Source organism: Peterkaempfera podocarpi, assembly GCF_042466665.1.
Classification (GTDB): domain Bacteria; phylum Actinomycetota; class Actinomycetes; order Streptomycetales; family Streptomycetaceae; genus Peterkaempfera; species Peterkaempfera podocarpi.
The window spans coordinates 3,731,488-3,744,251 of record NZ_CP162102.1; the positions used below are offsets into that span (position 1 = coordinate 3,731,488).

Annotated in this window: 10 protein-coding genes; 5 read left to right on the forward strand and 5 right to left on the reverse strand. The window is 72.7% G+C overall.

From position 1 onward, the window contains the following. Positions 1-2 precede the first annotated feature (2 nt). Both AB0761_RS16275 and AB0761_RS16280 read right to left on the reverse strand, forming a co-directional pair. Entirely contained in the window at positions 3-1,601 is a 1,599-nt protein-coding gene (locus tag AB0761_RS16275; protein WP_377269740.1) for a N,N-dimethylformamidase beta subunit family domain-containing protein, read from the reverse strand. 121 nt (positions 1,602-1,722) lie between these two features. Next, on the reverse strand, positions 1,723-3,171 hold the full coding sequence (locus AB0761_RS16280) for an APC family permease (protein ID WP_377269741.1): 1,449 nt from the start codon (positions 3,169-3,171) through the stop codon (positions 1,723-1,725). 291 nt (positions 3,172-3,462) lie between these two features. Between AB0761_RS16280 and AB0761_RS16285 the strand changes: the two genes are divergently transcribed. Further along, complete coding sequence (locus AB0761_RS16285) at positions 3,463-5,175, forward strand: DUF2079 domain-containing protein (protein ID WP_377269742.1); 1,713 nt, start codon at positions 3,463-3,465, stop codon at positions 5,173-5,175. A gap of 32 nt (positions 5,176-5,207) precedes the next feature. On the opposite strand, the gene AB0761_RS16290 is transcribed toward AB0761_RS16285, so the two are convergent. Genes AB0761_RS16290 through AB0761_RS16300 form a run of 3 tightly spaced genes read right to left on the reverse strand, consistent with a single transcriptional unit; the run spans position 5,208 to position 8,484 of the window. Continuing rightward, the gene (locus AB0761_RS16290; protein WP_377269743.1) at positions 5,208-6,674 is read right to left on the reverse strand and encodes a penicillin-binding transpeptidase domain-containing protein; all 1,467 of its coding nucleotides are present in this window, start codon (positions 6,672-6,674) and stop codon (positions 5,208-5,210) included. Further along, the gene (locus AB0761_RS16295) at positions 6,671-7,963 is read right to left on the reverse strand and encodes an FtsW/RodA/SpoVE family cell cycle protein (protein ID WP_377269744.1); all 1,293 of its coding nucleotides are present in this window, start codon (positions 7,961-7,963) and stop codon (positions 6,671-6,673) included. Before AB0761_RS16295 ends, AB0761_RS16290 begins: the two co-directional genes overlap by 4 nt. A 26-nt stretch (positions 7,964-7,989) precedes the next feature. Further along, positions 7,990-8,484, reverse strand: a complete 495-nt coding sequence (locus AB0761_RS16300) for a hypothetical protein (RefSeq protein WP_377269745.1) — start codon at positions 8,482-8,484, stop codon at positions 7,990-7,992. Between the two features lie 244 nt (positions 8,485-8,728). On the opposite strand from AB0761_RS16300, the gene AB0761_RS16305 reads away from it, so the two are divergent. The 4 genes from AB0761_RS16305 (at position 8,729) to AB0761_RS16320 (ending at position 12,565) form a co-directional block, all read left to right on the forward strand. Next, complete coding sequence (locus AB0761_RS16305) at positions 8,729-10,069, forward strand: VWA domain-containing protein (RefSeq protein WP_377269746.1); 1,341 nt, start codon at positions 8,729-8,731, stop codon at positions 10,067-10,069. A 2-nt stretch (positions 10,070-10,071) separates the two neighbouring features. Beyond that, the gene (locus AB0761_RS16310) at positions 10,072-10,935 is read left to right on the forward strand and encodes a peptidase (RefSeq protein WP_377269747.1); all 864 of its coding nucleotides are present in this window, start codon (positions 10,072-10,074) and stop codon (positions 10,933-10,935) included. Positions 10,936-11,095: 160 nt separating this feature from the next. Next, entirely contained in the window at positions 11,096-11,938 is an 843-nt protein-coding gene (locus AB0761_RS16315; protein WP_377269748.1) for a class II glutamine amidotransferase, read from the forward strand. A 117-nt stretch (positions 11,939-12,055) separates the two neighbouring features. Next, entirely contained in the window at positions 12,056-12,565 is a 510-nt protein-coding gene (locus tag AB0761_RS16320; RefSeq protein WP_377269749.1) for a hypothetical protein, read from the forward strand. Positions 12,566-12,764 lie beyond the last annotated feature (199 nt).

The following is a 12,764-nucleotide window of genomic DNA, read 5'->3' on the forward strand; positions in this document are numbered from 1 at the left end:
TCTCAGGTGTGGGCGGGGGCGCCGTAGACCTGGTGCAGATTGTCGTCGGCGGGGTGGGTGCGCCCCGCCGGCCCGGCGGCGAAGACCCGCAGCACGTTCTCCGTCACCCGGGTGGTGAACGCCCCCGTGCGGCCGTCCATGCCGTGCCGTACGCCGTGCCTCCCGGGGCCGGAGGCGTCCAGCGACTCCACCCAGCGCATGGTGCCGGTGGCGAAGAGCCCCGAGCCCCCGGGGTGCGCACCGTATGCGGAGTCGCTGTGGCTGCGCGTCCCGTTGCAGACCAGCGGCGAGTGGGCGAGCACCTCCAGTGGGCGGGGCGTGGGGGCTTCCGGGGTCACCCGGTCGTACTCCACACCCACCAGGGCCTTGAAGGAGTCCCCGGCCCGCACCCCGGTGCCGGCGAACACCCAGTGGTCGGGGCGGGTGACCACATAGGGGGCCTCGGTGGGGTAGCCCTCGTAGAGGACGCCGGTCAGCGAGCTCTCCGGGTCGGGGGCCGGGTCGCGGCGGAAGTCATTGGTGACCAGCGCCCGGTTGCCGTGGGCGTAGTACGGGTCGTCGCGGTAGTCGGCCTTGTAGCAGACGACCAGCCGGTCCGGCCCGGTCGCGGCGGGCTCCAGCCGGATCCGGCGGAAGCAGGTGTTGGCCCCCAGCAGCGCCAGATTGGCTCCGGCGTCCCGGGCGCGGGCGACCAGGGCGCGCTGCTCCGGCGTCCAGTACTCGTCATGGCCGAGGAAGACCACCGCCGCGGCACCCGCCAGCAGGCCGGGACGGGTCGCGACGTCCACTCCGGTGGCGTACGCCAGCGGTATGCCGAGCCGCTCGGCGAGGCATACCGCTGGCTGCTCGTATATCAGGAACTTCCCCGCGCCGTTCTTGTCGTAGGGGCGGTCGAAGCAGACCGCCAGCGACCGGGTGCCGAAGGCGCCGTCCGCCCCGTTGTACAGGCTGCGGCCACCCCACTGGTTGTAGGCCTGCCAGGTCGCCGAGCCGTTCACCAGCAGGGTCCGCCCGGCGGTGGTGGCGGAGCGTACGGTGATCGGGACGTACCGCTGCGCCGTCCCCCGGTCGGTGTCCAGCCGCAGCAGATAGGAGCCCTCGGGCCACCCCCGGGTGGGCACGGTGAGGGTGCGCTCCCAGTCGGCGTGCACCGTACGGGTGGCGGCGTCGAGGCGGGGGGCCCGCTGTCGCCGCCCCTGGACCCGCTCCGACTGCCACACCAGCCGGGCCCTGGCTCCGCCGTACCAGCCCATCCGGTAGGCGCGGACCAGGAAGCCGGGTGCGGTGGTGGAGACATGCAGCCCGAACTCCTCGCCCGGCAGCACACTCACCCGGTCCGTGTACCCCTCGACTGCCGACGGTGCGCCCCGGTGGGTGATCTGCCAGTGCCGGTCGCCCGGCTGCTCGTTCTCGGCGTGGACGGCCGCGCCCGGACGGGTGCCCGCCGGGTGCGAGGCTGCCGGGTGACCGGATCCGCCTCCCGAGCAGCCGGCCGCGGCCAGCCCTGCACCGGCCGCGGCGGCCAGCCCGAGAAAGCGCCGACGGCTGCCCGGGGCGCCGCTCGCAGTCTCCTGGTCGTCGCTGTCGCGCTGCCCGTTCATGTCCACGGTGCCTCCCGGTGCGACCCTAGGGCCCTGCCGCCGGTTCCGCCCGGCGGCGGGGTCCGCCACCGAGCGGAACCACCTGCACGGGTGGCCGGGCCCCGGGGGTGTTGCCGCGCGGCTACGCGGGAAGGTCCTGCCGGCTGTGGTCGCGGGCTCCGTTCAGCCGGGAGTGGCGGATGCCGTAGCCGAAGTAGAGGACGGCGGCGGCGGCCACCCAGATCCCGAAGAGGGTGAAGGTGACACCGTGCAGCCCCTGGATCAGGTACACGCAGAAGCCCACGCTGACCAGCGGCACCACCGGATAGCCCGGGACCTTGAAGCCCCGGTCGAGGTGCGGGGCCGTACGGCGGAGCACCATCACACCGATGGAGACCACGGAGAAGGCGACCAGGGTGCCCATGCTGGTGAGGTCGGCGAGCACGTCCAGCGGGACGAAGGCACCCAGCAGCGCGACCCCGGCGCCGACCACCAGGGTGTTCCACACGGGGGTGCCGGTACGGGCGGAGACCCGGGCGAAACGGGCGGGGAGCATGCCGTCGCGGCCCATGGAGTAGAGGATCCGGGTCTGCCCGTAGAGCACGACCAGGGTGATGCTGAAGATCGACACAATGGCGCCCAGGGCGAACATCACCGACGGCCAGCTGGAACCGGTGACATCGCGGAGGATCTGGGCCAGGCCGGCCTCCTGCCCCTTGAAGCGCTGCCACGGCTGGGCTGCGACGGCGGTGACCGCGACGGCGATGTACAGCACCGTCACGACCAGCAGCGAGACGATGATCGCCAGCGGCATGGTGCGCTTGGGGTCCTTGACCTCCTCGCCCGCGGTGGAGACCGCGTCCAGGCCGATGAAGGAGAAGAAGATGGAGGAGGCCGCGGCCCCGATGCCGCCGATCCCGAGCGGGGCGAAGTCGCTGAGGTTCCCGGAGTGGAACCCGGTGAGGCCCACGCAGACGAAGAGCACCAGGATGACCAGCTTGATGCCGACCATGACGGCGTTGACCCGGGCGGACTCCCTGGCCCCGCGGATCAGCAGCAGGCAGCAGAGCGCCACCAGCACCACCGCGGGCAGGTTGAAGTAGCCGCCGTGGCCGGGCGGCCGGGCGATCACGTCGGGGATGGTGAAGCCGAAGACGTCATGGCAGAACTCATTGAGGTACTGGCCCCAGGTCACGGTGATCGCTGACGCGGACACCCCGTACTCCAGCAGCAGGCAGGCGCCCACCCCGAAGGCGACGGCCTCGCCGAGGGTGGCGTAGGCGTAGGAGTAGGACGATCCGGAGACCGGGATCGCGGAGGCGAGTTCGGCGTAGCACAGGGCGGTGAGCCCGGCCGTGACCGCGGCGATGACGAAGGAGATCACCACGGCCGGCCCCGCCTCGGGCACCGCGGAGCCGAGCACGAAGAAGATGCCGGTGCCGACGGTGGCTCCGATGCCGATGCAGGAGAGCTGCCACAGGCCGATGGAGCGGCGCAGGTGCCCCTCCTCCGGGCCGCCGCTCTCCGCGATCAGCGCGGAGACGGGCTTTCTCCGCAGCATGCGTGCGCCCAGGGGGGTGTTGCCTGCCAAGACGTCGTCCTTCGTGAGGTGGTGGCCGACCGGTGAGGATCCGGCGGTAAGCCGTGAAAGCACCGGTGTCGTCATCAAAGCCGCTGATGCTCACGTTGTACGAATCGTCGCATGTAAACCCGGCCGATCGGACATTGCACCCATGCCGCCCTCCTCTGCCGGAGACGGCCAGGCGGATCGAAGGGGCTGCTAAGTTACTGGCGCCGAGCAGCGGTACCCGTCAGGAGACCGAACGAATGGCCGAGTGGAACATGTGGCGCGGAACAAGCTCGACGAGATCCGCGGGGTGGCATGTCCCTGCCTGACAGCGCTGCCCGTGGCAGCGCCACCTCGGACCGCACCGCGCCCGACCGCGCCGTATCCGCCCGCACCGCGCCCGACCGCGCCGCGCCTGAGCGTGCCGCGCCGCCGTCGAGACGGATCCCCCACCCGCGGCGGCGGCCACCGCTCACGGAGCGCACCCGCGGGCCCTCGCTCCGCCGCTCGCTGGCCACCGCCGCCCTCTGCTTCGCGGTGACCGCCGCGATCGGGCTCCAGTCCTGGGTGTCGGGCCGGGTCGGCGGCTTCGACCTGGGGATCTTCGACCAGGGAATGCGCAGCTACGCCCACTTCCAGCTGCCCCATTCGGCGATCAAGAACTACCACCACAACTTCCCGGCCGGCTTCTCCCTCCTCGGCGACCACTTCTCGCCGATCCTGGTGCTGCTCACCCCGCTCTACTGGGTCTGGGACGACCCGCGGATGCTGATCCTCGCCCAGTCGGCGCTCTTCGCCCTCGGGGTGCCGGTCGTCCGGCGTATCGCGGCGCGCTGCCTCACTGCGACCCGCCTGGCGACCGACCGTGCCGTGGACGCGGCAGGACTGCTGTACGCGGTCGGCTGGCCGCTGTGCATCGCCGCCAGCACGGGCTTCCACGAGGTGGCCTTCGCCGTCCCGCTGACCCTGCTGCTCCTGGAACGCGGCATGGCCCGCCGGTACCGCTCGGTCGCCCTGTGCGCGGTGCTGCTGCTGTGCACCAAGGAGGACCTGGGTCTGCTGGTGGGCGCCTTCGGCGCGGTGCTCGCCCTCCGTTCGCGCCGCCGCAGGGACGTCCCGGGCCAGACGCTCGGGGTGGCCCTGCTGGTCCTCGGGCCGGTCTGCTCGCTGGCCACCATCCGCTGGGCCATCCCGGCCCTCGGCGGCGAGCCCGGCTACTACTGGAACTACGGCAGCCTCGGCCCCGACGCGGGTTCCGCCCTGGCCAGGGTCGCCGCCCATCCGACGCTGCTGCTCCAGGCCGCCACCACCCCGCTGATCAAGCCCGCACTGCTGCTCTGGCTGCTGGGCACACTGGTCCTGCTGCCGCTGGGCTCCTCCACCGTCCTGCTGGCGGCTCCGCTGCTGGCCGAGCGCCTGCTGTCGGACAACCCCAACCACTGGCCGGTCACCCACCACTACGACGCCTTCCTCTGGCCCGTTCTGCTGGTCGCCTCGCTGGAGGCGGTGGGACGCTGGGGCCGCACCGGACGGCCGAGGATGCGCCGGGCGGCCCGCGCGCTGGGAATCGGTGCCGCCCTCTGCAATCTGGTGGCCACCTCCTGCCTCGGCCTCTACGGCCTCGCCAACCCCAGGATCTGGTCGCCCCCCGCCGACCGCAGGGCCCTGATACAGGCAGCCGCCCTGATCCCCGACGGTGCCTCGGTGGAGGCGGACAACAATGTGGCGCCCCACCTCACCGCGCGCGCCGATGTCGTCATCGTCGACGCCGTCCCGCACGGCCGGGACTATGTGCTGATGCGCAGCGCGGTCCGCGCCTTCCCCTTCGCCACCGTGGAGGAGCAGCAGCAGCGGATCCAGTTGCTGCTCGCACACGGGTACACGGCGGTGTGGAGCCGCGACGGTGCCGTCCTGCTGCACCGGACGCAGGTCGAGCCCATCCCGGGCATGACCACCCCCGGGGTGGACGGCGAGCCCACCCGGGACATCGCACCCCCGGATGTCGGCCGGAACCTCTTCCGCGGCTGACCCGCAGCGCAGCCGGCAGCACGGGCCCCGGGTCAGCGGCCCTTGAGCACCGACTCCATCACCGCTCTGGCGACCGGCGCGGCCAGGCCGCCGCCACTGATGTCGGCCCGCCGGGCGTCGCTGTCCTCGATCACCACCGCCAGCGCGACCGCGGGCGCCGCGCCGTCCTTGCCGGCGTAGCCGATGAACCAGGCATAGGGGGTGCCGCGGTTCTCCAGGCCGTTCTGCGCGGTGCCGGTCTTGCCGCCCACCACCGCGTCGGGGATCTGCGCATTGGTGCCCGTCCCCTCGGCGACCACGCCCTCCATCATCGACCGCAGTTCGGCTGCGACCCGTGCGTCCACCGCCTGCCGGTAGGTCTTCTCGGACAGCAGGGCGACGGCGGTGCCGTCGGACCTGGTGAGCCGGTCCACCAGCCGGGGGCGCATGATCTTGCCCCCGTTGGCCACCCCGGCGGCGACCATGGCCATCTGCAGCGGGGTGGCGCGGGTGTCGTACTGGCCGATCGAGGACAGCGCCAGCTGCGCCAGGTCCATCCGGGTGTCGAAGACACTGCCGGCGACACCCACCGGGATGGTGAGATGCGGGTCGTTGAAGCCGAACGCCTGGGCCTGCCGGACCATCCGGTCCAGGCCCGCCTCCACGCCGACCTTGGCGTAGACGGTGTTGCAGGACCGGATCAGGGCGAACCGCAGGGTGGCGTCCAGGCAGCCGGGCGCCTCATTGGTCAGCTCCCGGGAGGAGTTCGGCAGCCGCAGCGGCTCGGGGGTGTCGGTGGGGGCGTCCGGGTCGGCGCCGGCCGTGAGCGCCGCCGCGGCGGTGACCACCTTGAAGGTCGACCCCGGCGGATAGGTCTGCCGCAGCGCCCGGTTCAGCATCGGCTGCAGCGGGTCGGCCTGCAGCCGGCCCCAGGCCGTGCGGTCCGCGTCCGACGAGCCGGCGAAGCTCCCTGGGTCGTACGACGGGGTGCTGACCAGCACCAGGACCCGACCGGTGGCCGGCTCCACCGCGGCCACCGCGCCCCGCTTGCCGTTCATCGCCTTCAGGGCGGCCTGCTGGGCCGCGGCGTCGATGGTGGTGACCACGTCCCCGCCGGGCTGCGGCATCCGGGTCAGCGCGCTCCACGGGGCGAAGCCGGCCAGCCGGGGGTCGGTGCCCGACAGCACGCCGTCCTCCACACCCTCCAGCAGGGTGTTGCCGTAGATCTGCGAGGAGTAGCCGGTCACCGCGGCGTACAGCGGTCCGTTGGTGTAGGTGCGCTGGTACTTCAGCATCCTGCCGGTGGCCCGGGAGCCGGTGATCCGGTCGCCGGACACCAGGATGTTGCCGCGGGGCCTGGCGTACCGCTCGACGGTCGCCCTGCGGTTGGCCGGGCTGTCGTTGTACTCCCCGGCCCGCAGCACCTGCACCAGGGTCGCCTGCACCAGTAGTGCCACGATCAGCAGCAGGCAGAAGGTACCGGCCCGGCGTGCGGTGATGGAGATCCCGGGCCGGCTCATGACACCGCCCTGCGGGCGCCGTCGCTCAGCCGCACCAGCAGCGCCACCATCACCCAGTTGGTGACCACCGACGAGCCGCCCTGCGCCAGGAACGGCGTGGTCATCCCGGTCAGCGGAATCAGGTCCAGGACGCCGCCCGCCACCACGAACACCTGGAGTGCGATGATCCCGGCCAGGCCGATCGCCAGCAGCCTGCCGAACGGGTCGCGCAGCATGATCCCGGTCTTGAAACCGCGCCCCACCAGCACCGCGTACAGCAGCAGCAGCGCCGCCAGGCCCACCAGGCCCAGCTCCTCGCCGACGGTGGCCAGGATGAAGTCGGACTTGGCCGCGAAGCCGATCAGGATCGAGTGCCCCTGCCCGAGGCCCGTCCCCAGCAGCCCGCCCGCCGCGAAGGCGAACAGCGACTGGGCCAGTTGGCCGGCCCCCCGCCCCGCCTCGATGGACGCCATCGGATGCAGCCAGTCCTCCACCCGGCCGTGCACATGCGGCTCCAGCCACCCCACGGCGACCGCGGCCGCCGCGGACAGCAGCAGCCCGATGGCGATCCAGCCGATCCGGGCGGTGGCGACATAGAGCAGGATCACAAAGAGCCCGAAGAACAGCAGTGAGGTCCCCAGGTCGGTCTCCAGCACCAGGACGCCCACAAAGACCGCCCACACCACCAGCACCGGCCCCAGCACCCGCCCCCTGGGCAGCTGCCACCGCCAGATCTGACGGCCGGTGAGTGCCAGCGCATCGCGGTGCACCGCCAGATAGGCGGCGAAGAAGACCGCCAGCAGCACCTTGGCGAACTCCCCGGGCTGGATGGAGAAGGCGCCCACGGTGATCCAGATGTGGGCCCCGTACACGGCCGGGAAGAAGACCGGCAGCACCAGCAGCACCAGTGCCGCCAGGGCGCTGATCCAGGCGTACCGCTGGAGCACCTTGTGGTCCTGCACCCACAGCAGCACGCCGATGAAGAGGGCCACCCCGATGGCCGACCAGAGCAGTTGGGTGGGCGCCGCCTCGCTGCCGGGCGTCGCCCGGTCCAGCCGGTAGATCACCACCAGCCCCAGGCCGTTGAGCAGCACCGCGATCGGCAGCAGCAGCGGGTCAGCGTACGGGGCCCGCCAGCGCACCGTCACATGGGCCAGCAGGGCGAGCACTCCCAGTGCCGCGCCGTAGCCGCCGGCCCCGGCGGGGACCGCTCCGTCGATGGCCGTGCCCACGTTGATGTAGCCGAGGACACACACCCCGACGGCCCCCACGAGCAGCACCAGTTCGGTGGTGCGCCGGGTCGGAGCCATGTACACAACTCTAGACACATATGCACTTATTGTCCGACTCGACGCCCCGCCGGCAGTGCCACCCCCACCGCGCCCGCTGCGAACGCCAGTCCGCCGACTGCCGCCACCAGCGGCAGCTCCACCCGGCCGCCGTACATCAGCGGCCGCAGCGCCGCATTGACCGGCGATCCGTCAGCGACCAGCAGCCCCAGCAAAGCCCCCCGCGACAGCAGGATCGCCGACGCCGGACTCCGCACCAGCGGCCGGTTGCACAGCGCCCCCACGCCCAGCCCCGTTCCCACGGCCACCAGCCCGGCCAGCAGACCCGCGGCCACCGCCGGACCCGGCCCGGACCGCCCCGCAGGACCGCCCAGTGCCAGCACCCCCGCCACACCCAGCACCCCCGCCACACCCAGCACCGCCGGCACACCCAGCACCGCCGGCACCGCACCCGCCGTCAACGCCGCCGGCGGCTGCGCCAGATGCACCCGGACCGCCCCGGCGACCGCCTCCACACAGGCCCGGGCAGCGGCTGGCTCCACCGTCGGACAGCTGCGGGTGTACCAGGCCGTCACCGGCACCAGCACCGCGGCCCCGAAGCCGAAGGATCCGGCAGCGGCCGCCCCGGGCTCACCCCCACCGTCATCACCAGCGCACAGGTCAGCACCGGTGGCAGCCAGCGCCGCGAACGCAGGGCATGAACGCGCCGACCCGGTGCCGCGCTCCCCCGTCGAACGGTCAACCCCGGCGGTCACCCCTGCGGCTGACGATCAATAGGATCACCAGGTGATCACCAGACGACGGTCGGCGGCCGCTCTGCTCAGCGTGCTGGCCGCCCTGACGATGTTCGGCGCATCCCCAGCCTCCGCCGACGACACCACAGCCCCCTCTGCCCCCACCGCCAAGGAACCGCCCAAGGTCGAGCTGGTGCTCGACGTCAGCGGCTCCATGCGGGCCGCCGACATCGGCGGCCGCAGCCGGATATCCGTGGCCCAGCAGTCCTTCAACGAGGTGGTGGACTCCCTCCCCGCGGAGACGGAGCTCGGCATACGCGTGCTGGGCGCCAGCTACCCGGGCAACAACAAGACCCTGGGCTGCAAGGACACCCAGCAGCTGGTACCGGTCGGCCACCCCGACCGCACCGAGGCCAAGACCGCCATCGCCACCCTGCGGCCCACCGGCTTCACCCCCGTGGGCCTGGCCCTGCGGGAAGCGGCCAAGGACCTGGGCAGCGGCACCACGACCCGCCGCATCGTGCTCATCACCGACGGCGAGGACACCTGCGCCCCGCCCGACCCCTGCGAGGTCGCCCGCGAACTGGCCGCCCAGGGAACCCACCTGGTGGTCGACACCCTCGGGCTGACCCTGGACGACAAGGTACGACGGCAGCTCACCTGCATCGCCGCCGCGACCGGCGGCACCTACACCGCCGTCCAGAGCGGCGAGGAGCTCACCGGCCGTATCAAGCAGCTGGTCAAACGCTCCGGCGACACCTACGACCAGACCCCGCAGCAGGTCGCGGGCACCGCCGAGTGCGCCACCGCCCCCATCCTCACCCCGGGCGTCTACACCGACCGCGAGCAGTTCGAGGAGCATCGCTACTACCGGGTGCCGGTCGCCCCCGGCCAGGAGCTGCGCGCCTCGGTGAGCGTCTCCCTGGACCGTCCGCTGGCCCGGGACTACGGCGTACTGCTGCGGGCCGTCGCCCCGGACGGCCGTGAGCTGGTCCGCGGCACCGACGCCGGCAGCGGCCGCACCGATGTGCTCTCCACCGGCCTGCGCTGGTCCCCGGAGCAGACCGGCGACACCGCGACGACCGACTCCGCCACCCCCGCGACCGACTCCGCCACCGCGGCGGCCGATGCCACCACCGCCTCGGCGGACTCCTCCGGCACCGTCTGCCTGGTGGTCAGCAACTCCTTCTCCGCACCGCCGACCGTCAGGCGCGCCCCGGGGATGCCGGTGGAGCTCACCGTCGACACCGTCGCGGCCTCCCCCTCCCCGCACGGACCCGACCTGGGCCGCGGCTGGGTGCTGCTGGGTGTGCTGGGCCTTGCCGGCCTGCTCACCGGTCTGATCGTCGGCTGGCTGGCCCGCTGGCGGGTCGCCGTGTGGAGGGAGAACTGACGATGCGCACATCCACCGGAGCACGCACCGCCGCGACCGGCGCCCTGCTGCTGACCGCCCTCGCCACCGCGGCCTCCCCGGCCGCCGCCGACACCGCCACCCCCGCCCCGACGGGAAGCGGCCCCGCCACCGTCACCACGGCGGGCACCTCCTTCCTCACCGCCGCCACCGTGCAACCCGGCCAGCAGGTGCAGGTGTCCGGCTCCGACGGCGACTATCTGTACTGGTCGTTCGCCGCCGCCGCCGGACAGACCGACAGCGTGTCGGTGACGGTCACCCTGCCGCCCTCCACGGGCCGCCACGGCCCCGCCACCTGGACCGTGGACGTCTTCGACGGCCTGCGCCGCCGCCAGGCGTGCACCGCCGGCGACCAGACGGCCACCGCCGCCGTGGACGCCGCCACGGTCACCCTGGGCTGCACCCTCCGCCAGGTGCGCGCCTGGGCCGAGCCCTGGTCGGGCGACCCGCTGCCGGGCACCTACTACATCCGGCTGTCGGTCACCGCCCTGCCCGAGCCGGACCTGGGACTGCCGGTCCAGGCCCAGATGCAGATCACCGCCGAGGACGGCGACGCCGAACCCGAAGGCGGCGACCTCAAGGCGCCCCTGGTGCCCGCCGTCCACGCGGGGGCCACCCTGGCCCCGGACGCCGTGGCCCCGTCCACCGCCCCGGGCACCCCCGCCCCCACCGCCTCACCGACCGCCGACGGCGCCCCAGGCCCGGTCGAGCGGGCGTCCGGCTGGTTCTCCGGGCTGTCCTCGCGGTGGTTCTGGACCGCGGGGGGCGGCGTCCTGGCTGCCGTCCTGGGCGTGGCGGGGTACAGCCTCACCCGCCACTCGCGCCGCCGTCCCCCGGTCGGCCGCTGAGCACCGGTGCCCTCCCCGCCGCGCGGCGGGGAGGGCACCGGCACCCCTGCGGAACCGCTCGCAGAGAAACATCGGCCGACGTGTGCCCATACTGGGCGTAGCCGCCTCTCACCGCAGCACCGGCTGTGCAGCACCGGCAGTAACGAGAGGAGCCGCGCAGATGTGCCGATGGCTCGCCTACTCGGGCTCACCGATCATGCTCGAGGACATCGTCTACAAGCCCGACCACTCCCTGATCGACCAGAGCCTGCATTCCAAACTGGGTATCGAGACGACCAACGGCGACGGGTTCGGGATCGGCTGGTACGGGCACCACGACACTCCGGCGATCTTCAAAGAGATCGGGCCGGCCTGGAACAACCGCAATCTGCGCGAACTCACCAGCCACCTCAGATCCCGGATGTTCTTCGCCCACATCCGCGCCTCCACCGGCTCCGCCGTGCAGCAGACCAACTGCCATCCCTTCCGCCACGGCCGCTGGCTGTGGATGCACAACGGGATGATCGCCGGATTCCATCAGATCAGGCGGGAGCTGGCACTCGCGGTCTCACCCGGCCTCTTCTCCTGCATCGAGGGCTCCACCGACTCGGAGCTGATGTTCTTTCTCGCGCTCAGCCTGGGTCTGGAGGAGGACCCGCCCGGGGCGGTCGCCCGGATGGTGGGGCTGGTCGAGGAGACGGGGCAGCGCAATGGCGTCGAGAACCCCATGCAGATGACGGTCGCGGTGTGCAACGGCGAGACCCTGTGGGCCTTCCGGTACTCCACCGAGGGACGCTCCCGGTCGCTCTTCCACAGCGCCGACATCGAGGGCCTGCGCGCGCTCTACCCGGGCAATGCGCTGGTGCGCACCGCCTCCGACGACGCCCGGCTGATCGTCTCCGAGCCGCTCGGCGATGTGCCGGAGGTCTGGATCGAGGTACCGGAGGCCAGCTACGCCATGGTGCACCGCAGCCGCAACGAGATCAGGCCGTTCTCCCCCGCCGCGGTGGCCACCCGGTCGTGACATCTGTCATCGCGGGTCCGTTACGCCACGGCACTGCTCCCTGCGGGCCGCCCACGGAAGACTCGTCCCCATGAAGCCGGGCGACCGCGCCGGGCAAGGACCGCCACGGGGGACGACATGTCGGCCGGTACCACCACCGCGACCACCACCGGGACCGCCACCACCACCGGTACCACCACCGCGACCATCACCGGGACCGCGACCACCACCGACGACAAGGCCGCGGGCGGCGACGCGGCGCCCGCCGCGTACCCCGCACTGCCGGTCTGGTTCTTCGGCTTCGAGGGGGTGCTGGCCTCCTCCTTCGACATCTTCAAGGCGTACCCGCCGGCCGCCTGGCTGCTGGGCGTCCTGGTGGCGGTCAACATCGCCGTGTCGCTGACCGTGATGCGCAAGCGCGTCAAGCTGGCAAAGGCGCTCTGGCGGGGCAAGGGCACCCGCAAGGTGGCGATCGCCCTGCTGGCCCTGCGGATGGGGCTGCACGCGGCACTGAGCGCGGTGGGCCTGGCCGTGACCTCCGCCACCGGCCATCTGCTGCTGGCCGCGGTGATGGGCGGTGTGACGGTGTGGCTGCTCTGGTTCGCCCAGCGCACCGCGCTGCGGGCGCTGGGCGCCCGGACCGTCTGACCCGGTCCGCGGAGGCGGGATGACATACCCCGTCGCGCCAGGGGGGTGGTGCCGGCCGGAGCGGGATGCGCAGGGCGGGCACGTCAGCCGGTGCCGTTCCGGCGCCGGCTGACGGATCCGAGATCCTCCTTCGGGGGGCCCATCGTGACCGCGTGCTGTGGCCTCCCCACGTCGGTGTGGCACAGGACGCGAGGACAGA

Excerpts from the sequence above, each read along its gene's own strand:
- AB0761_RS16275 (WP_377269740.1), bottom strand. The coding sequence starts at position 1,601 with ATGAACGGGCAGCGCGACAGCGACGACCAGGAGACTGCGAGCGGCGCC.
- AB0761_RS16320 (WP_377269749.1), top strand. The coding sequence starts at position 12,056 with ATGTCGGCCGGTACCACCACCGCGACCACCACCGGGACCGCCACCACC.
- AB0761_RS16310 (WP_377269747.1), top strand. The coding sequence starts at position 10,072 with ATGCGCACATCCACCGGAGCACGCACCGCCGCGACCGGCGCCCTGCTG.
- AB0761_RS16295 (WP_377269744.1), bottom strand. The coding sequence starts at position 7,963 with ATGGCTCCGACCCGGCGCACCACCGAACTGGTGCTGCTCGTGGGGGCC.
- AB0761_RS16285 (WP_377269742.1), top strand. The coding sequence starts at position 3,463 with ATGTCCCTGCCTGACAGCGCTGCCCGTGGCAGCGCCACCTCGGACCGC.
- AB0761_RS16290 (WP_377269743.1), bottom strand. The coding sequence starts at position 6,674 with ATGAGCCGGCCCGGGATCTCCATCACCGCACGCCGGGCCGGTACCTTC.
- AB0761_RS16315 (WP_377269748.1), top strand. The coding sequence starts at position 11,096 with ATGTGCCGATGGCTCGCCTACTCGGGCTCACCGATCATGCTCGAGGAC.